The organism is Micromonospora sp. NPDC049679 (genome assembly GCF_040659735.1).
Classification (GTDB): domain Bacteria; phylum Actinomycetota; class Actinomycetes; order Mycobacteriales; family Micromonosporaceae; genus Micromonospora_I.
Genome location: NZ_JBFANZ010000060.1, coordinates 1 through 19,895 on the forward strand (window position 1 = coordinate 1; position 19,895 = coordinate 19,895).

Annotated in this window: 13 protein-coding genes; 6 read left to right on the forward strand and 7 right to left on the reverse strand. The window is 70.8% G+C overall.

The genetic code is table 11. The features are described 5' to 3' along the window. The 3 genes from AB0J06_RS24945 to AB0J06_RS24955 form a co-directional block, all read left to right on the forward strand. Window positions 1-718, forward strand: a 718-nt coding sequence (locus tag AB0J06_RS24945) for a c-type cytochrome (RefSeq protein ID WP_357431873.1), incomplete at its 5' end; no start/stop codon positions are given. After that, window positions 715-1,590, forward strand: coding sequence for a Rieske 2Fe-2S domain-containing protein (locus AB0J06_RS24950; protein ID WP_357431876.1), 876 nt, complete (start codon window positions 715-717; stop codon window positions 1,588-1,590). The genes AB0J06_RS24945 and AB0J06_RS24950, both read left to right, overlap by 4 nt. Next, window positions 1,587-3,275: a cytochrome bc complex cytochrome b subunit gene (locus AB0J06_RS24955; protein WP_357431878.1), complete on the forward strand. Its 1,689-nt coding sequence runs from the start codon at window positions 1,587-1,589 to the stop codon at window positions 3,273-3,275. Before AB0J06_RS24950 ends, AB0J06_RS24955 begins: the two co-directional genes overlap by 4 nt. Before the next feature lie 76 nt (window positions 3,276-3,351). Here the strand turns inward: AB0J06_RS24955 and AB0J06_RS24960 are convergent, their stop codons facing one another. Continuing rightward, on the reverse strand, window positions 3,352-3,582 hold the full coding sequence (locus tag AB0J06_RS24960; RefSeq protein ID WP_357431879.1) for a hypothetical protein: 231 nt from the start codon (window positions 3,580-3,582) through the stop codon (window positions 3,352-3,354). Window positions 3,583-3,775: 193 nt separating this feature from the next. Between AB0J06_RS24960 and AB0J06_RS24965 the strand changes: the two genes are divergently transcribed. After that, window positions 3,776-4,504, forward strand: coding sequence for a phospholipase (locus AB0J06_RS24965; RefSeq protein ID WP_357431881.1), 729 nt, complete (start codon window positions 3,776-3,778; stop codon window positions 4,502-4,504). 132 nt (window positions 4,505-4,636) lie between these two features. Here the strand turns inward: AB0J06_RS24965 and AB0J06_RS24970 are convergent, their stop codons facing one another. From AB0J06_RS24970 to AB0J06_RS24995, 6 genes are all read right to left on the reverse strand, one after another. Then, on the reverse strand, window positions 4,637-4,840 hold the full coding sequence (locus tag AB0J06_RS24970; protein ID WP_357431883.1) for a hypothetical protein: 204 nt from the start codon (window positions 4,838-4,840) through the stop codon (window positions 4,637-4,639). Window positions 4,841-4,922: 82 nt separating this feature from the next. Beyond that, window positions 4,923-7,364, reverse strand: coding sequence for a glycosyl hydrolase family 65 protein (locus AB0J06_RS24975; protein WP_357431885.1), 2,442 nt, complete (start codon window positions 7,362-7,364; stop codon window positions 4,923-4,925). 311 nt (window positions 7,365-7,675) lie between these two features. Further along, on the reverse strand, window positions 7,676-8,809 hold the full coding sequence (locus AB0J06_RS24980; RefSeq protein ID WP_357431887.1) for a multicopper oxidase domain-containing protein: 1,134 nt from the start codon (window positions 8,807-8,809) through the stop codon (window positions 7,676-7,678). After that, entirely contained in the window at window positions 8,809-9,777 is a 969-nt protein-coding gene (locus AB0J06_RS24985) for a sugar phosphate isomerase/epimerase (protein ID WP_357431889.1), read from the reverse strand. The genes AB0J06_RS24980 and AB0J06_RS24985 overlap by 1 nt, the downstream gene beginning before the upstream one ends. Window positions 9,778-9,844: 67 nt before the next feature. After that, a complete protein-coding gene (locus AB0J06_RS24990; RefSeq protein ID WP_357431891.1) occupies window positions 9,845-12,940 on the reverse strand; it encodes a family 16 glycoside hydrolase in 3,096 nt (1,031 codons plus the stop codon). A 71-nt stretch (window positions 12,941-13,011) separates the two neighbouring features. Continuing rightward, entirely contained in the window at window positions 13,012-16,125 is a 3,114-nt protein-coding gene (locus AB0J06_RS24995) for a ThuA domain-containing protein (RefSeq protein ID WP_357431894.1), read from the reverse strand. 480 nt (window positions 16,126-16,605) lie between these two features. Between AB0J06_RS24995 and AB0J06_RS25000 the strand changes: the two genes are divergently transcribed. Further along, window positions 16,606-18,408, forward strand: coding sequence for a glycoside hydrolase family 3 N-terminal domain-containing protein (locus tag AB0J06_RS25000; RefSeq protein WP_357431896.1), 1,803 nt, complete (start codon window positions 16,606-16,608; stop codon window positions 18,406-18,408). Between the two features lie 9 nt (window positions 18,409-18,417). Beyond that, entirely contained in the window at window positions 18,418-19,707 is a 1,290-nt protein-coding gene (locus AB0J06_RS25005) for a DUF1343 domain-containing protein (protein WP_357431898.1), read from the forward strand. The last annotated feature ends 188 nt before the right edge of the window (window positions 19,708-19,895 follow it).

Below are 19,895 nucleotides of genomic sequence, written 5' to 3' on the forward strand. Positions count from 1 at the left end.
GGCGCCGGCCGGTCTCGCGCCCACCGCCGCGTCGACGACGCCCCGCGCCCCGCTCCCCGGCCTCCCCCTCCCCGCTACCCCGGGCGCCACCGTCTACCAGCAGAGCTGCGCGAGCTGCCACGGGCAGCAGGGCGAAGGAACCGGGCGGGGGCCGTCGCTGGTCGGCGTCGGCGCCGCGTCCGTCGATTTTCAGCTCAGCACCGGGCGCATGCCCCCGCAGGGAAATCTTTACCAGCCCGAGCACCGCGCTCCCGCGTTCTCCGCCGACGAGATCGACGCCCTGGTACGACACGTGACCGCGTTCGGTGGCGGCGGGCCCCCGGTGCCGCACGTCGGCGCCGGCGACGCCGCCACCGGCCGAAGGCTCTACCTCGCCACCTGCGCCGCCTGCCACTCCGCGACCGGTTTCGGGGCGGCGCTGACCAATGGCCGGATCGCCCCGCCGCTGGATCGGGCCACCCCCACACAGGTGGCCGAGGCGATCCGGGTCGGCCCCGGCCTGATGCCCGCCTTCCCCGACACGGTCCTGGACGATCAGGAGGTCGCCGCGATCGCCGCGTACGTCGAGGTGCTGCGCCCCGGTCGGGGTGGGCTCGACCGGGGCGGGCTGTCGTTGGCGCGTGTCGGACCGGTCGCCGAGGGCCTCGTCGCCTGGATCGTCGGCCTGGCGCTGGTAGTCCTCGCGGTCCGGCGCCTGGGCAGCAGGGCCCGGGAATGAGCGGGCGACCGGAGAAAGCGGAGCGCCGGCAGCGCGTCGCCGCGCGCTGGACGGCCGCCGCGTTCGGGGTGAGCGCGCTCGCCGCGGTGGCGTTCGCGGCGGTCTACGTCTCGGGTGGACAGACGCAGGCCGCGGGAGCGGCACTCGCGGTGGCGTTCGGCGGACTTGCGGCCGGCCTCACGATCTGGGCGCGTCGACTGCTGCCGACCGGCGGGTACGTCGAGGAGCATCCGCCACCCGGCCCGCCCCGGTCATCGCGCCGTCGGTCCCGCCGGCGTCGGGCGAGCGCCGATCCGGACCGTCCGGCCCCGCGCCGGGCGCTGCTGTCCATGCTCGGACTCGCGGTCGGGGCGATCGGCGCAGCCGCGCTCTTTCCCCTGCGGTCGCTGCTGCCGTTCGGCCCCGGGGGCCCGACCCGCGCGCTGCGGCACACGCCCTGGCGCGGCGGGGCGAGGCTGGTCACCGCCGACGGCAGTCCGGTACGCCCCGCCGACGTCACCGCGGAGTCGATCCTGACCGTGTTTCCCGAGGGCCACGTCCGGGCCGGCGACGCGCCCGCGTTCGCGGTGCGGCTCGACCCGGCCCGGTTCACCGTCGGGCCACCGGGCGGCCACGTCGACGGCCTCGTCGTGTACTCACTGCTCTGCACCCATGCCGGCTGTCCGGTCGCGTTGTACGAGCAGGGCGACGCGCGGGTGTTGTGTCCCTGCCACCAGTCCGCGTTCGACCTGCTCGCCGCCGCCCGCCCGATCGCGGGCCCGGCCGCGCGCCGGCTGCCCGGCCTGCCGGTCATTGTGGACGGTGCGGGTTACCTGCGTGCGACCGGCGACTTCACGGCCTCACCGGGCCCCGGCTACTGGAGCCGGCGGTGATCACCCGTCGGCTGGTCCGCGCCCTCGATGAGCGGCTCGGCACCACGCCGATCGCCCGCACGGCGACAGCAAAGGTCTTTCCCGACCACTGGTCGTTCATGCTGGGCGAGATCGCGCTGTACTGCTTCACCGCGCTGGTCCTGACCGGCGTCTACCTGACGCTCTTCTTCGAGCCGAGCACCGCGCAGACGACGTACAGCGGGAGTTTCGCGCCGCTGCGCGGCGAGCCGGTGTCGGCGGCGTACGCGTCCACGGTCGCGCTCAGCTTCGATGTCCGCGCCGGTCTGCTCATCCGGCAGACCCACCACTGGGCGGCGCTGCTCTTCGTCGGCGCGATCGTCCTGCATCTGATGCGCATCTTCTTCACCGGCGCGTTCCGTAAGCCCCGGGAGCTCAACTGGCTCGTCGGCGTGACCATGCTCGCCCTCGCGCTGGCCAACGGCTTCACCGGCTACTCCCTGCCCGACGATCTGCTCTCCGGTGTCGGGCTCCGGATCATCTACTCGGTGGTCCAGTCGGTGCCGCTGGTCGGCGCGGAGCTGGCGTTCCTGGCTTTCGGGGGCGAGTTCCCGGCCGCACCGACGATCCCGCGGATGTTCATCACCCACGTCCTGCTCGTGCCGGGTGCGTTGGCCACGCTCATCGCGCTGCACCTGGCGATGGTCATCCGGCAGAAACACAGCCAGTTCGCCGGACCCGGACGCACCGAACAGAACGTGGTGGGTTCGCGGTTCTGGCCGAGCTACACGGTACGGACCCTGGCGTTGTTCGCCTGGATCTTGGCCGTGCTGTTCGGCCTCGGCGGGCTGGTGCAGATCAACCCGGTCTGGATCTACGGCCCGTTCGACCCGGCCCAGGCCACCTCGCCCGCCCAGCCGGACTGGTACGTCCTGTGGGGCGACGGCGCGCTGCGCCTCTTTCCGCCGATCGAGTTCCGGGTCTTCGGCTATCTCGTGCCGGGGCCGTTCCTACCCGGCGCGGCCCTCGGCGGGTTGACCTTCCTGGCGCTGTACGCCTGGCCCTTTCTGGAGGCCCGCCGCGCCCGCGACCCCCGCCCGCATCAACTCCTCGGGCGGCCCCGGGACCATCCGCTGCGGCTCGGCGTCGGGGTCGGCGCCCTGACGTTCTTCACGCTGCTCACCGTCACCGCAGCCGACGACATCATCGCCCGGCTGCTGCGGATTCCGGTCACCGGTCTGTTGGCCGCGCTCCAGGTCCTGGTGCTCACCGTCCCGTGGCTCGCGGGGCTGGTCGGCTTCCTCGTCGCGCGGGCGCTGCGGGCGAACGGCGGGGTGGGGATAGCCGCACTGACCCGCGCCGACGTACGCGTGGCGCTGACCCGGCGGCCACCCGCGCAGCCCGACGCGGCGGCGTCGCCTCACGACCGGCAGACGGCCGGCGTGGAGGTGTGGCAGCAGGCGGACGGAGACTGGCGTTGGCGGTACGTCGATCCCCGCGCGCCGGACCTGACGGGCAACCGCGCGTTTCCGTCCCGCGGCGCGGCCGTCGACGCCGCGCGCACCGCCTACCCGGGCCGGACCATCCGGTCGATCCGCGCGCACCACGATGCGGCACGGGAAGCGTCGGACGCGGCCCGGACGATGGGCCGACGCGTCGGCACGGTGGCGACCTGGACCGCGCTGCTCGCCATCGGCATTCTGCGGCGCCGCAGACAACGTCGTTAGCCGCCGGTGTGCCGCGAGCGGGAACCCGCACCGGATGTCCGGGGTGGGATTCCCGCTCAGCCATCGCGACGCGGCGTCAGGACTGGTTGCCGGGAATCCGGTTCCACTCCTTGGGGTTGCTGTTCGGCGGGGCCGCGTCGTCTCCCTGCCCTCCGCCACGCCCCGGGCGCGTCGTCGCCGGGGGCGCCTGTCCCATCTCCTGCAACAACTGTTCCTTGTTCTTGCTCTCCGGGTTCTGAATGCCCGCCCGTCGCGCTGCCTCGACGACCTCGCCCGTCCTCTTCTGCCACAGGTTCCCGTCGCTCACCTCGTGCTCCTTCCCTGCGTCGTCGCTTCCTCTTTCGCGGGTTACCCACTGCGTTCGGCGGCATTCGCCGGGCGCGGCGATCGGGCGGTGGCGCGCGGGAGGTTCGCGGTTGCCGGGCCGAAACCGGGGTAAGCCGCGCGGACCATGGCCGTCGTGGCCGGCCAACGAGCAGATGCGAGGAACCGTGCCTTCGGTGAGTGAACCGGCGCAACCGCACCCGCAGCCCGAAGAGAACTCCGGACACGGGCGACTCTCCGTCCGGCCGTACGCGCCCGTCTCCGCCGCCACGACGACCGGCCTGCTGCCGCTGGACGGGCCGACCGGCGAGCTGTTGGCGCTCGCCTACGTGCCCGCGCCGGCCGACGGTCGCCCGTACCACCTGGCGCTGCTCCTGCATGGCGCCGGTGGTTCGCCCCGGCAGGGGTTGGATCTGCTCCTGCCGATCGCCGACGAGCGTCGACTTCTGCTCGTCGCACCGAAATCGGCGTCGGGCACCTGGGACCTGATCGTCGACGGGTTCGGCCCGGACGTGCGGCGGATCGACCGCGTGTTGGAGGAGATCCTCGACTCGTATCCCGTCGAACGCATGCTGGTCGGCGGCTTCTCCGACGGCGCCTCGTACGCCCTGTCGATCGGCCTGACCAATGGCGACCTCTTCGACGCGGTGCTCGCCTTCTCCCCCGGCTTCGCGGCGCCGCTGCTGGCGCACGGCCAACCGCGGGTCTACGTCTCACACGGCACCGACGACCGGGTGCTGCCCATCGACGTCTGCAGCCGACGCCTCGTGCCGCGGCTGGAGGCGCTGGGCTACCCGGTGACGTATGAGGAGTTCGAAGGCGGTCACGAGGTGCCGGAGCGGATCGCGGATCACGCCGTCTCCTGGCTGCTGGCCGGCGCGCGCGGAGCTACGTCGGCGGTGTGAGGCCGAACAGAGAGTGAGCGGCCCCGACGTTTCCGCTGGCACGATATTGCCGTCCAAGCGGCTGCCGGGCGCATCCCCACGGTGCTTTCCCGAAGCCATGGGCGCCGCGACGGGGATCGCCGGCCACATCGTTTACGGGGCGGGCCGTTCCCGCAGTTCGGCCTCCGCCGGTCCCCGGCATTCGTCCCAGTGTTCGCCATGCAGGCGGTGGAAGTGGCCGTCGTGCAGATAGTCGACGTGGTCGTCGTGGTTGACGCCCCGGTGCCCGCACGCGTCGGAGTGCGCATGGGTGTGGTCGGTGTGTATCTGGTGAGGCGCCATTTTGGGCGTGGTCATCGCATTCCCCTGTCGCGCGCGTTGCGGTTCCGACGGCACAACGAACGGCTCCTCCGACGCGCTCCGCGCCAGGTGCCCGGCGTCAGGCGTTGCGGGGCACGGTGATCGTGGTGCCGGCGGAGACGTCGTAGACCTTGTCCCGGATGGTGACCCGCGACGGCGCCGCGGCGCCGCCCGGTAGGGCGTGCAGGGTCAGATTGGTGGAGTCCAGACGCAGGTTGATCCATTGCCCGCGGTAGCGGATGTCGAGGTCGAGGGAGCGCAGTTCGTCCGGGAGCAACGGGTTGAGCCAGAGCATGTCGTCACGGGTGTCCAGGCCGGTGTAGCCGCGCTGGAGGATGTCGAGGGTGCCGGCCATCGCGCCGAGGTGTATGCCCTCGCTGATCGAGCTTCCCTGGATATCGGCGACATCGTTGTCGAGCGCCTCCCGCAGCATCCGCCACGACCGGGACCGGTCGGTGCGGGAGAGGACCCAGGAGTGCGCGACCCGGCTCAGGCTGGAACCGTGCGAGGTGCGCGTCATGTAATACTCGATCATCTGCGGGATGACCGCGGGGTCGAAGGGGTAGCCGAGCTGCTGCACCAGTGCGGTGAGCTCCTCCGCGCTGAACAGGTACAGCAGCATGAGGACGTCGGCCTGTTTGGACGCCTGGTAGCGGTTGGGGCTGTCGTTCTCGGCTTCCAGCACCAGGCCGAGCGTTTTCAGATCCCCGTGCCGGCGCCGGAATTCCTCCCAGTCGCGCTCCGCGAGCATCCCGTAGCCCTCGAACTGCTCCATCACCCCGTTCGGGAGGAAGCAGACCCGCAGCCGACGTGCGATGTGGTCCCACTTCTGCAACTCCGCGTCGCTCAGGTGCAGCCCCTGCCACAGCTCGTCACCGTGGTGCCGGCCGAGGAGCTCGTGGGCGTCACGGGCGCGCGCCAAAGCCCACGCCGTCATGATGTTGACGTAGGCGCTGTTGTCGATGCCCTCACCCGGTCTGTCCGGATAGCCGTCGTGGAACTCGTCCGGCCCCATCACGCCGCGGATGTCGTAGCGGTCGTCGGTGGGATCGTAGGTGGCGAGGCTGGCCGCGAAGCGCGAGGTCTCGAACAGCAACTCCGCCCCGTACGCGGCGAGGAAGCCGAAGTCCGCCGTGGCCTGCCAGTAGTGCCACACGTTGTAGGCGACGGCGAGATTCACGTGGTACTGCCGGCTGGAGAAGTCCTGCCGCCAGCGACCGGCGTGCGGATTCCAGGACGCGCGGGGGGTTTCCTCCCGGCCGTCGCTGCCGCTCTCCCAGGGGAAGAGCGCACCCTTCATGCCCAGCGCGGCGGCGCGGCGGCGGGCCTGCGGCAGACGGCGGTGACGGTACCGCAGGAAAGCACGGGTCAACTCCGGCAACCGGAGATTGAGGAACGGGAACACGAAGAGCTCGTCCCAGAAGATGTGGCCGCGGTACGACTCCCCGTGCAGGCCCGGCGCGGGCACCCCGGCGTCGAGGTCGGCGGTATGCGGGGAGAGCGTCTGCAACAGGTGGAACACGTGCGCGTGCACAGGGCGCCGCGCGTCGTCCTGGTCGTCGAGGCCGACATGAAACCGCTCCCACAGCCGGTCCCAGGCCAGGCTGTGCGCCGCCAGCAGACCGTCGAACGTGCTGGCGTCCTCGATCTCCTCGCGCGCCGCGATCAGTGGCGAGGCGATGGCGCGGTCGCGGGACGTGAAGATCGCGACGACCTTGTCCACGACGACGTCCTCGCCCTGGCCGACGTCGATCTCCAGCACCTGGCCGATCAGCCCCGGCTCGCTGACCGTACGCCGGTCCGCGCGGACCTCCTGTCCGCCCTGGTAGACCAGCGTGCGGGCGGTCTCCGCCGCCCGCTGCTGCGAGCTCGTCGTCTCGGCGACCAGCCACAGCAGGTCCTTGCCGTCGCAGCCGGTCTCGACGACGTCGAGATGCTGGGAGGCGAGCGCGGCGAAGGAGGAGACGTTGCCGTTGCGCACCCGGCCGTCCAGCGCGGAGCGGATTTCGATGCGGCCGGACCAGTTCTCCAGAACGATACGGGTCTCCAGGGCGGCGAGGTGCGGCGCCGCCATGGAGACCAGCCGCCGTTGCCGCAGCCGGGTACGCCGCCCGTGGTCGTCGACCACCAGCGCCTCGCGGGTGAGCAGCCCCCAGCGCATGTCCAGGGCCAGGTGCTCATGCACCATGTCCACGGCCCCCGGCGCGAACCACGCGCCACCGACCGGCCGGAAGGTCAGTGACAGCCAGTTCGGCAGGTTGACGATGCTCTCGTCCTCGCGCGCCTGCCCGTCGACCTGGGAGACGAGGCGGTTGTAGAAGCCGGCGGCGTAGGTGCCCGGGTAGTGCGTCTCGTCAGCGGTCGCCTCGGGCGCGGACCCGCGGGTGGCGGCATAGCCGTTGCCGAGGGTTAGCAGGGTTTCCCGGGTGCGTTCGCTGGCCGGATCGGCGTCGCGGTAGCTCAACACCCACTCGTCCGGCCCGCTCGACACGCAGAGTCCGCAGCCGGGGTCCGCACCCATGATTTACCTCCGCTGTCGTCGCCGTCAGCCGTGTTCCCCCGGAAGCCGTCGATACACCTGCCAACCGACGCCCGCGTTCGCCAGGCCCGGCGCGCGAGCGCACCCGACCCGTCCGGCGACGGCCAACTGCCGGCGCGCGAGACGACGTGCGGTGGCCTATCCGAACGAGACGTGGTCGAACCCGAACACGTGGTGCCGGTGATCGTGGCCGGAGCGGGCGGGCACTCCTGCGTGCCGGCCGACGGGCTGTCCAGGTCGGAACAGAGGAACCGCTGTCCCGCCCGGGGCACGGGGCGGGACAGCGGTGTGGTTCAGTGGTGGTTACTCACGCTGGGCGTGGCGAGCGGGGTGTGATGCCCGCCCGGCGGCATCTTCCCCTCCGCGTCCAGCACGTGGAACATCGTTGCCATGCCTCCGTCGGAGTGGAACTGCATGTGGCAGTGGAGCATCCAGTGTCCCGGCCCGACCGAGTCACCGGCGACCACCTGGAAGCCGAACGAATCGCCGGGGCCGAGGGTCCGGTTGTCGACCAGCTCGGTCGAGTCGGCGAGCGCCCCGTCTCCGTGGACCAGTCCGGTCCGCGTGTTGGCCCACGCGTGTCCGTGCAGGTGCCAGGTGTGCATGTCGTTGCCGATACCGAAGTTGATGAACTCCACCCGCTCCCCCAGCTTCGCCACGAAGCAGGTGGGTCCGGGCTGCGGGTTGGCATGGTCGCAGGTGTCGGCCGCGGCGGACTTCCGCAGGTTGATGGTCTGGCGGTCACCGAAGGCGGTCACAAAGGTGCGGTCAGGCTTCGGATCGCCCGGCCGGCGCACCACCACGCCGCCGAACAGCCCCGAGCCGATGCCCTGCGTTCCGTGCTCGCCGCCGACCACGTGATCGTGGTACCACCAGTAGCCGGCCGTTCCCGCGCTCTTCGTGTCGCGCTTCTTGGCGAACCAGGTGTAGGTGCGCGACTCCCCCGACGCGACGTAGGAGCCGCTGTGCGTGGTGCCGTCCGACTGCTGGGTGTACTTGACGCCGTGCACGTGCAGCGATACGCCGAGCGGGTGGGTGGGATTGGTGCGCAGCGCGGCCAGGGTCTCCGCGGACACCCGGTTGTGCAGGGTGATCGCCAGACACTGCCCCTCGACCATCTCGATCGTCGGGCCGGGGTACGACGCGGCCCCCGGCGTCGTGCCATAGCCCAGTCGGACCTGGCCGGTCACCGCGTCCTTGGGAAGCTCCATGGCGTACAGGTCCATCCGGCGGTTCGGCTTCTCGCAGCCGTCCGGGCGCTCGGCCCCGAAAAGCTGCGAGCCGGCCGCCGCTGCCAGGCCACCGCCCCCGACGACAGTCACCAGTACGAGCAGCGTGACGAGCATGGCGCGGGTCGTGAACGGTCTGACGCCCGGCGGAAGTGGCTGCGGCTGGTCGGGGTCGTTCACGGCGGTCCTCTCTTCCATCACTTCTCGCCCCGCAGGTCGCGCATCCGGCGGTAGCTGCGGTCAGCGGCCCCGAGGGAGCCGGGCGGGTTCGGTTGCACGCTCGGCGCGGTGTCCTGCTCCCACAGGTACTCGTGCCGACCACGGCCCTTCAGCTCGCCGAAGAACTCCGCGAACGGGATGACACCCTTGCCGAACTCGACGTCCAGGTAGGAGTTGCCCTGCTGCGGATCGGGCAACGGCACACCGTCCTTCACGTGGAACATCGGGTAACGGTGGGGGTGGGCGTTGACGTAGTCGACGGGACGGAAGCCGGGGTACTTACGGGCGCCGCCGTAGGCCCAGAGGATGTCCATCTCCAGGAAGACCAGCCTCGGATCGGTGTGCTGGAGGAAGACGTCGTAGAGCCGCACGTTCGGCTGGTCGGTGGCGAAGCTGAACTCCTCGGTGTGGTTGTGCTGGTAGATCTTGATGCCGCGCTTTGCCGCCGCCGCGCCCCAGGCGTTGAACTGCGCCGCGGCGGCCGTGTAACCGTCGACCGTGCGGATGTTCGTCGGCGCCTGGGCGGTGCCCAGGTAGCGGGTTCCGATCGTCTGCGCGACGTCGAGCTCCCACTCCAGGTTGGTGCGGAAGTCGTTCAGGCCGCGGTGGCTCCCCGCCGCCTTGAGGCCGTTGTCGCGCAGCAGGCGCCGGATCTGCTCCGGCGTGATCGGACCGGCGCTGCCCTGGGTGTAACCGGCGAACTCGACCTCCTTGTAGCCGATGCGGGACAGCTCCTCGAAGACCCGGCCGAAGCCGAACTCCGCGATCTTGTCGCGCACGCTGTACAGCTGGATCCCCATGTTTCCCTTGGGGATGAGCCGGCCACCCTCGCGGTCGTGCGACGCGGCGGCCGGCAATCCGCCGGCGAGGGTCGCGGCGCCGACCGCGACCGTGGAGCCCGCGAGTCCCCGCAGCAACGCGCGGCGGTCAATGCTTCTTCTACTCATGGTCCCTATGTCCTTTCGAGGTTCCCCAGCAGTGGCACGCGCCGGATGACGCCGGCCGGTCGTCGCACTACGAGAGTTCGGCGACCCGGACGTTGCGGAAGCTGATCAGGTCATCGCTGCCGTGGTTCTGCAGGCCGATGAACCCGCTCGGACGCTGGCGGCCGGCGCCGCCCGGATCGTCCGCACGCGGCGGGAAGAACACCGCGTCGGGCTTGTTGACGTACTCGTTGATCAGCTCGCCGTTGCGGAACACCGAGTAGTGCTGGCCGACCACCCGGATCTCGTAGTCGTTCCAGCTCCCCTTCGGGGTGACGTGCGCGCCCGGCAGCTCCACCCGGTCGAAGCCGTAGACGGATCCCGTCTTGTACTGGTCGCCGTCGGTGCGGTCGAGGATCTGCACTTCGTGCCCGTACTTGATCGCCACCCATTCCGGACGTGACTCGTCCGGATGCTGGTTGACCCTTGGGAACCGCACGAACACGCCGCTGTTGGCGCGCCCGTCACCGGGGGCGTCGTCGCGCCACTGGAGCTTCAGCGAGAAGTCCTTGTACGGCTGCACCGGGAACCACAGCATCCCGAGCCCCGGCTGCGCCCGGCTGGTGATCGAGCCGTCCCTGTTCAGGGTGAAGCCGCCGGCACCGACCTGCCGCCACTTACCGAACGACGCCCGCGAACCGTCGAGGATCGGCTGGTAGCCGTCCTGCCCGGCGGGCCTGCCCACGCCGGAGCGCTCCGCGGCGCCGGTGAGCGCGTAGCGTTCCTTCGAGCTGATCTTCCCGTTCCAGTAGAGCTGGCCGGCCACCGTCTCGACGTGCGTCACGAACTTCTCGTGGGTCTTCCACTCCCGTTCATCCTTGATCAGGTTGTTGATCGTGCAGGAGCCGCGCACCGCGCGGTTACGCACCCCGCTGTCGACCGTCCCGAGCACCACCGTGGACCGGGTGTCCGGCACGGGGCATGTCGCACCCGGCCCGCTGGCGACCACGTCGAACGTGACCGACCCGGCGCCGGAGGTGTTGCCGGCCTTGTCCGTCGCCCGGTACGACACCGTGTGCGAACCCGGATCGTTCACCGTCACCGGCGTCGAGTACGTGCCGTACGGGGCGCCGTCGATCGCGTATTCGATGCGCGCGACGCCGGATCCCGTGTCGGTGGCGGAGAGGGTGACCGTGGCGCTACCGACGTAGTCGTCGTCGCCGTTCTGCTGCCCCGACACGGACGCCGTCACGGTCGGTGGGGTCGTGTCGTCGGCCGGCCGGGTCAGCACGCGGAAGGAGACCGACTGGGCGGCGGAGGTGTTGCCGGCCTTGTCCGTCGCCCGGTACGACACCGTGTGCTCGCCCGGCTGGTTCACGGTCACCGGCGCGGAGTACGTCGCGTAGGCGGCCCCGTCGAGGGAGTATTCGACGCGTTCGACGCCGGACTGGGTGTCGGTGGCGGTCACCGTCACCGTCGCCGCGCCCAGGTACGCGCCGTCAGCGTCCCGCTCACCCGACACCGCCGCCGACGCCGTCGGCGGGGTGGTGTCCTGCGTCGGCGGCGACACCACCGTGAACGACACCGACTGCGGCGCCGACGTGTTCCCGGCCTTGTCCGTCGCCCGGTACGACACCGTGTGCTGACCCGGCTGGATCACCGTGACCGGCCCCGAATAGACCGCGTAGGCAGCGCCGTCGAGCGAATACTCCGTCTTGTCCACACCGGACTCGGTGTCGGCCGCGGTCACCGTCACCGTCGCCGCCCCGACATAGGCCCCGTTGGCGTCCCGGTCACCCGACACCGCCGCCGACACCGTCGGCGGGGTGGTGTCCTGCGTCGGCGGCGACACCACCGTGAACGACACCGACTGCGGCGCCGACGTGTTCCCGGCCTTGTCCGTCGCCCGGTACGACACCGTGCGCTGCCCGGGCTGGTTGACCGTCACCGGCGCGTGGTAGTGCGCGTAAGCCGCCCCGTCGAGGGAATACTCCACCCGTTCGACGCCGGACCCTTCGTCCGTGGCGGTCAGCGTCACCGTCGCCTTCCCCACGTAGGCCCCGTTGGCGTCCCGGTCACCCGACACCGCGGCCGACACCGTCGGTGGGGTGGTGTCCTGCGTCGGCGCCGACACCACCGTGAACGACACCGACTGCGGCGCCGACGTGTTGCCGGCCTTGTCCGTCGCCCGGTACGACACCGTGTGCTCGCCCGGCTGGTTCACGGTCACCGGCCCGGCGTACGTCGCGTAGGCGGCGCCGTCGAGCGAATACTCGCGCTTCTCCACCCCGGACTCCGTGTCGGTGGCGGTGAGCGTCACCGTCGCCGCGCCCACGTACGCCCCGTTGGCGTCCCGCTCACCCGACACCGCCGCCGACACCGTCGGCGGGGTGGTGTCCTGCGTCGGCGGCGACACCACCGTGAACGACACCGACTGCGGCGCCGACGTGTTCCCCGCCTTGTCCGTCGCCCGGTACGACACCGTGTGCTGACCCGGTTGGTTCACGGTGACCGGCCCCGAATAGGTGCCGAACTGGCCACCGTCGATGGCGTACTCGGTGCGTTCCACGCCGGAACCGCTGTCGGAGGCGGCCAGCGTCACCGTCGCCGCGCCCACGTACGCGCCGTTGGCGTCCCGCTCACCCGTCACCGCCGCCGACACCGTGGGCGGCGTGGCGTCTCCACCGCCGCCGGCGGTGACGATGAGTTCGCCGCTCATCGAGCCGTGACCCGGCATCGCGCAGAAGTAGTGGTACCTACCGGGTGTGAGCACGACGTCGACCTGGTGCCGTCCGCCGTTGCTGTCATAGGGGTCGGCCAGGATGTCCACATTGACGTCCCGGTTGTACGCCGGGTCGGAGGTGGTGAAGGTCAGCGTGTGCTGCATCCCGGTGGTGTTACCGGTCGCCACGCTGTTCTCGAAGACGATGGTCGTCGGCCCGGCGACCGCCGTGGCCGGCGCCGACCGGTACGCCGTGAAGCTGTCATCCGCGGTCCAGGTGAGGACCTGCGGCGCGAGTTGGGTCTGCTGCCGGGCCGCCGGCCCGGTCCTGGCGGGGGCGGCCGTCGCCGGCGGGGCCACCAGCGCGAGCGTGGCGAGCAGGGCGGCCATCGCGATCAGCGCGACGCGCGGTGATCGCGTCGCGCGCGACCACGTGGACGCCCCGGAGAAAATGGGTCTGTACATCGGAGGTTGCCTCTCCTGCTCGACGCGGCGCCGTCGGGGCCACAGCTGACCCCGACGGCCCGCTGCCGTCGTCAGAGTTGTGTGATCCGGATGTTGCGGAAGCTGATCACGTCACCGGTGCCGTGGTTCTGCAGTCCGATGAACCCGCTCGGGTGCTGACGTCCCGACGTGCCGGGGTCGTCGCCGCGGGGTGGTGAGAACACCGCGCCGGGCGCGTTGACGTATTCGTTGAGCAGCTTGCCGTTGCGGAATATCGAGTAGTGCTGACCCACCACCCGGATCTCGTAGTCGTTCCACGTCCCCTTCGGGGTCACCTGCGCATCCGCGAGATCCACCCGGTCGAAGCCGTAGACCGATCCACTCTTGTACTGGTCACCGTCGGAGCGGTCGAGGATCTGCAGCTCGTGCCCGTACTTGATCGCCACCCATTCCGGACGCGACTCGGCCGGATGCTGGTACAGCCACGGGAACCGCACGAAGACCCCGCTGTTCGCGCGCCCCTCACCCGGGGCGTCGTCACGCCACTGCAGCTTCAGGGAGAAGTCCTTGAACTCCTGGGCGGGGAACCAGTGCATGCCCAGGCCCGGCACGGCCTGGCTGGTCATCGAGCCGTCCGCGTTGAGCGTGAAGCCACCGGCGCCCACGTGTTCCCAGCGCCCGAACGAGTACTTCGACCCGTCGAAGAGCTTCTGACTGCGCTTGTAGCCCGGCACGCCGCGCACCAGGTCCTCGGGCGCCGGGGTCGCCGCCCCGCCGATGTAGCTCACGCGCCACAACGCAGATGCCGCGTCAGCATTGAAGAACCCGTTGCCGTAGTTGAGCACGTACAGCGCGCCGTCGGGGCCGAACCGCCACGCCATGAGGTGGCGGATGGCGTCGTTGGCCGCCGGAACGATCTTCTTGAGGTTGTCGGCGTGGATCGGCAGCCCGCCCTGCCCGGCGGTCTTCGGGTCCATCAGCACCGCGTGCCGGGGCTGGTCGCCGTTGTAGAAGTCGCCGACGAACCACTTGCCGTCCCAGTACTGCGGCCACTTCGTCTGGCTGGCGCTGTCCTTGTCGTACCGGTAGACCGGACCGTTCATCGCGGCCTGGCCGCCGCCCTTCAGCCACGGCAGCAGGAACCGCTCATCCCCCGTCTTGTACGTGGGGACGCCGTCGGAGAAGCGTGGATAGTCCGGCGCGCCGCCCTGCGGCGAGTACCAGATGTTGTTTCCCCGGGCCGGCGGGACACGGGTCAGGCCGGTGTTGTTCGGCGACTCGTTGCGCAGGTTGTCGCAGTCGTACCAACCCAGCGGCTTGGTCGGGTCCGGCAGGTTGCGGTCCCGGTAGGGCTGCTTGTTGCCCATGCAGTACGGCCATCCGTGGTTGCCCGCCTTGGTGATCACCGCGAACTGGTCGTACTTCGCCGGGCCCCACGTGGTGCTCGGCGCACCCGCATCGGGACCGACCCAGCCGACGTAGAGGTTGTCCGTCTTCTGGTCCACCCAGAGGCGCGACGGGTTGCGCATGCCCATCACGTAGATTTCTGGCCGCGTCTTGTCCGCGCCGGCGGCGGTGGACTTGAACAGGTTCCCCGGCGGGACCGCGTACGTGCCGTCGTCCTGCGGCGTGATCCGCAGGATCTTGCCGTTGAGGTCGTTGGTGTTGCCGGCCGTGCGGCGCGCGTCGGCGAACGAGACGCCCTGGAAGTTGGGCTCCGGGTTGTTGCCCGAGTAGCCGTCGCTGAAGCCGGACGAGTTGGTGTCACCCGTGGCGATGTACAGGTTGCCCTGGGAGTCGAAGACCATGTCCCCGCCGACGTGGCAGCAGCTGTGGATCTGCATGTTCCACTTGAGCAGCACCTTCTCGGAGGCGAGGTCGAGCTGGTTCGTGGTGTGGTCGAGCGTGAACCGGGAGACCCGCCGCTCACCGATGTGCGTTTCGCGGTTGATCTGCGAGTGCGGCGTGTAGTGCAGGTAGACCCAGCCGTTCTCCCCGAACTTCGGGTCCAGGGCGATGCCGAGCAGCCCTTCCTCGGACTTGACCAGCTCGTTACCGCCGCCCTTGTTGCCGAAGACGTCGAGGGTGGCGACCTGGCTCACCTGCTGCGTGCCGGGGTGCCACAGGTGGATGGTGCCCTTGCCCTTGCCGATGTCCGGGTTGTTCCAGTCGGTGATCGGCGCGGGTCCGCCCGTCATCGGTCCGCCGCGCCCGATGTAGAAGACACGTCCGTCACCGGCGATCGCCAGCCCGTGCGGCTCGCCGATCTGGTCGAGCTGACCGGTCTGGTTCGGTTGGGTCAGCCGGGTCGCCTTGTAGTTCGCGGTGATGGTCGCCTTGCAGTCCGCCTGGGCCAGGCGCGCGGTCCAGAGCAGCGCGCCCTGCAGGTGTGCCCGGAACTCGGCGTCCCGGAAGCTCTGCGCGGTGTGACCCATGCCGGTGTAGAAGGACCGGCCGCCGTCGTAGTCACGGCACCACGAGATCGGGTGGTCCGCGCCGTTGGCGCCGGCGCCCGGCTGGTAGCTGGTTTCGCGGACCGAGGCGACGGTGTGCACGGCGCCGGAGGGGTTGCTGCTCCAGTTCAGCCAGGTGTCGGAGCGTTTCCACTCGATCGGCAGGGCTCTGGTCGCCGGGTGCACGCGGTCGCCGACCTCGACGACCGCCGGCTGCACGTCCGTCGGGCTGGTGCCCGGCCGCGCGCCGATCAGCTGGGTGAACCACTCCGAGTCGGGCTCGACCCGCGCGGCGTCGCTCACCCCGACGAAGCCTCCGCCGCCCTGGATGAAGCCCTTGAAGGCGTCCTCCTGCGCCGAGGTGAGCACGTCGCCCGTCGTGCCGAGGAAGACCACCGCGTTGTACGTCCGGAGGTTCTCGGCGGTGAACGCGGTGGCGTCGCCGGTGGCCGCGACCTCGAAGTGCTGCCACTCGGGGCCTTCACCGCCGACCTGCCTGATCGCGTTGACGCCGGCCGACACGGCGTCGCCCGGTGTCCTGCTGCCGTGGAACACCAGCACGCGGACGGGCTCGCGCGCGGTCGCCTGCTGGTCGGTCTGGGCGGCGGGCTCCTCGGGGGGCTTCGCCTGGCTGGGCGGGACGCCGAGCAGCGTGAGACCCAGTGCGCCTACCGCGGCCGCGGCGATGTAGCGGCCGGGTCGTCTGCGAATCGACGGGCGGATTCGTCTCGCGGGGAATCCAATGTCCAGCATGGATCTCCAATCGGATTACCCGGCCGCGTGTCGCGCGGGCCGGGTCGGCGGGGTCGCAGGGACGCCGTTGCGAGATCGCCAAGACAGGGGCTCTTCGTCAACTTTTGGTCGCCGAACCGAAAGTTGGTACGAACGTAGCCAATCTTTTTTCGGTTGTAAACGCACTACTCTCAGTAGTGGATAAAAGATTCCCGCCTGAAGTGGTATGGAAAGCCGATGCACGCCGTCGATGACCAGTGTGTCCGCACGTCGCCGGGGTTGAGCGCGCGGACGGTCGGCAGCAACGCAGCCGCCCGCGTGCCGTCGCGATCCACCCGCGGACCACACGATCGGTAGCGGTCACGACCCGCTGGCGGGCGACCGGCGCCCGGAAGAGTGAATCCGACGGGCGACTACATCGTCGTTTGTAGCTAATCTTCTTGACCACATATCGATACGTAGGTAAGTTTCGGGCCACCGCCGGGACCCGGAGGGCGCCCCGTGAAGACCCGTCTCGCCGTCGCGACCGCTCTGGCGGTCACGCTCGCGCACCCCGCCGCTGTCACCCGGCCGGCCGCCGCCGGCCCCGGCGAGCACGGCTGGATCACCTCGACGTTGCGCCACATGAGCCTGGAACAGAAGGTCGGGCAACTCTTCGTCACCTACGTCTACGGCGGCGACGCCACCGATCCCGCCACCGCCGACCGCAGCGCCAACCGCGCCGCCTTCGGAGTGGAGACGCCGGCGGACGTGGTCGCCCGCTTCCACGTCGGCGGGGTCGTCTACTTCTCGTGGTCGCACAACCTCGACAGCCCACGGCAGATCGCCACGCTCTCCAACGGACTGCAACGGACCGCGCTCGGCGACGGCACGAAGGGACGCGTTCCCCTCGTCATCTCGACCGACCAGGAGCAGGGCGTCGTGCAGCGGATGCCGGCGCCCGCGGCGCAGTTTCCCGGCGCGATGGCGCTCGGCGCGTCCCGGTCCGTCACGGACGCGTTCACCGCCGCCCAGGTGACCGGCCGGGAGCTACGCGCGGTCGGCATCCACCAGCCGTACGCGCCGACCGCCGACGTCAACGTCAACCCGGCGAACCCGGTGATCGGGGTACGGTCCTTCGGCGCCGACCCCGCGTTGGTCGCCAGGCTGACCGCGGCCCAGGTCGCGGGCTTCCAGCACGGCGCCGGCGCGACCGCCGTCGCCAAGCACTTCCCCGGGCACGGGGACACCGGCACGGACAGCCACACCGGGCTGCCGGTCATCAACCACACCCGCGCCGAGTGGGACCGGATCGACGCCCCGGCGTTCCGGAGCGCGATCGCTGCGGGCGTCGACTCGATCATGACGGCGCACATCGTCGTGCCGTCCCTCGACCCGACCGGCGATCCCGCGACACTGTCGCCGGCGATCCTCACCGGCGTTCTCCGCGGCGAACTCGGCTTCGACGGCGTCGTCGTCACCGACTCGCTCAGCATGGCCGGCGTACGGCAGAAGTACGGCGACGCGCGGGTGCCCGTGCTCGCGCTCAAGGCCGGTGCCGACCAGCTCCTGATGCCACCGGACTTCGCGCTGGCGTACGACGCCGTGCTGCGGGCTGTCCGCGACGGCGAGCTGACCGAGCGGCGCATCGACACGTCCGTACGGCGGATCCTTGCGATGAAACACCGCCGGGGCATCACCGCGTCCCCACTGGTCAATGTGGACGCGGCGGTCGCGACGGTCGGCTCCCCCGCACACCAGGCCACCGTCACCCGGGTCACCGACCCGACGCTCACCGCGATCCGCAACGACGCCGGGCTGCTTCCACTGGCCCGCGCCAATCGATCGGTGCTGGTCACCGGCGCGGACAACGCGGCGTTCACGCCGATCGCCACGCTGACCAACGGGTTCGCCGCGCGTGGCGCCCGCGCCACGGCCCGCCCGGCGACGCTGCCCTCCGATGCGGTGATCGCGGCCACCGCCGCCGAGGCGGCGACCCACGACCTCACCGTCGTCCTCGTGAACAAGGCCTGGGACACCGCCGCCAGCGACCGGCGGGCGACGCAGCAACGGCTCGTCGCCGCGCTGCTCGCCACCGGGAAACCCGTGGTCGTGGTGGCGGTCCGCGACCCGTACGACATCGCCTACCTGCCCGGCGTGCGGACCTACCTGGCGACGTACACGTACACCTCCGCGGCGATGGAGACGCTGGTCCGCGCCCTGCACGGAGAGCTGTCGCCGCACGGCCGGCTACCCGTCACGATTCCCGCCGCGAACGACCCCGGCGTGACGCTGTACCCGTACGGCCATGGCCTGACCTGGTAGGAGGAGCCCGTGATCCGCAGAAATCTGCTTGCCGGTGCGGTGGGTGCCGCCGGTGCCGTGGGCGCGAGTGCCCTGCCGCTCCCCGCGACGGCGGCGCCCGGCCACCGGCGGGTGCGGACCGGGCTCGACGTGCTCGTCGACTCCGGCTTCGCCGCCCTCGCCGGCCAACAGGTCGGGGTGCTCTCCAACCCGACCGGGGTCGACTCCGCCTACCGGCATCTCGTCGACCTGATGCACGGCTCCGGCCGGGTGCGGCTGACCGCCGCGTTCGGTCCCGAGCACGGTTTCCGGGGCTCGGCCCAGGCCGGCGGCAGCGAGGGGACCGGGGTCGACGCGCGCACCGGCGTCACCGTCTACGACGCCTACGGCGCGTCCCAGGCGAAGTGGGCGGAGCTGATCACGAAGGCGGGCGTCGACACGCTCGTCTTCGACATCCAGGACGCCGGCGCCCGCTTCTACACCTACATCTGGACGATGTACGACTCGATGGTCGCCGCAGCCCGCGTCGGCCGGCGCTACGTCGTCCTCGACCGCCCCAACCCGATCGGCGGGCGGGCGTACGGACCGATGATGACCACCCCCTACACGTCCGGGGTCGGCAAGAAGGAGATCGTCCAGCAGCACGGCATGACGGTCGGCGAGCTCGCGCGCTTCTTCAACGCCGAGTTCCTGCCCGCCGAGGCCGGGCGCCCGGTCGACCTGCACGTGGTGGGTTGCAAGCACTGGCAGCGGGACACGTTCGCCGCCGACACGGAGCTGCCGTGGGTGATGCCGAGCCCCAACATGCCCACCCCGGACACCGCCCTGGTCTATCCCGGCACCGGCCTCTTCGAAGGGGTCGCCTCGATGACCGAGGGGCGGGGCACGACCCGCCCGTTCGAACTGATCGGGGGGCTCGCCACCGACTTCGACTACCACTGGTGCGACCGGCTCAACGCGCGCGACCTGCCCGGGGTCGAATTCCGCGAGGCGTACTTCTCCCCCACGTCGGCCGGACAGAAACCGCAGCTGCTCAACAAGCTCTGCGCCGGCGTCGAGGTGAAGGTCGTCGACCGGCGCGCGTACGACCCGATCCGCACCGCCGTGGCGATGCTGATCGAGGCCCACAAGTACCCGGCGTTCGCCTGGCGCAGCGACTCGTGGGACACCACCCGGCCGTACTGGGTCGACAAGCTCACCGGCTCACCCCGGATGCGCACGATGATCGACGCCGGCGCAGACGTGGACGACGTCGTCGGCGCCTGGTCCGACGAGCTGGCGGCGTTCAACCGGCGGCGCCGCCGGTACCTGCTGTACTGACAAGCATCGACGCGAGGAGTCCCCGCCGTGATGGTCCCGCAGCACCGTCTGCTCGGCACGCTCACCGTCGGGCTGGTCCTGACCACGCTCGGCCCGGCCGCGCCGGGCCGCGCCGCGCCCGCGGCGGCCGAGTCCGGAAACCCGACGTACGCCGACGGCGACGTCGCCTTCCTGCACGCGATCGCCGA

Excerpts from the sequence above, each read along its gene's own strand:
- AB0J06_RS24990 (WP_357431891.1), bottom strand. The coding sequence starts at position 12,940 with ATGTACAGACCCATTTTCTCCGGGGCGTCCACGTGGTCGCGCGCGACG.
- AB0J06_RS24985 (WP_357431889.1), bottom strand. The coding sequence starts at position 9,777 with ATGAGTAGAAGAAGCATTGACCGCCGCGCGTTGCTGCGGGGACTCGCG.
- AB0J06_RS24950 (WP_357431876.1), top strand. The coding sequence starts at position 715 with ATGAGCGGGCGACCGGAGAAAGCGGAGCGCCGGCAGCGCGTCGCCGCG.
- AB0J06_RS24975 (WP_357431885.1), bottom strand. The coding sequence starts at position 7,364 with ATGGGTGCGGACCCCGGCTGCGGACTCTGCGTGTCGAGCGGGCCGGAC.
- AB0J06_RS24980 (WP_357431887.1), bottom strand. The coding sequence starts at position 8,809 with ATGGAAGAGAGGACCGCCGTGAACGACCCCGACCAGCCGCAGCCACTT.
- AB0J06_RS24970 (WP_357431883.1), bottom strand. The coding sequence starts at position 4,840 with ATGACCACGCCCAAAATGGCGCCTCACCAGATACACACCGACCACACC.
- AB0J06_RS24995 (WP_357431894.1), bottom strand. The coding sequence starts at position 16,125 with ATGCTGGACATTGGATTCCCCGCGAGACGAATCCGCCCGTCGATTCGC.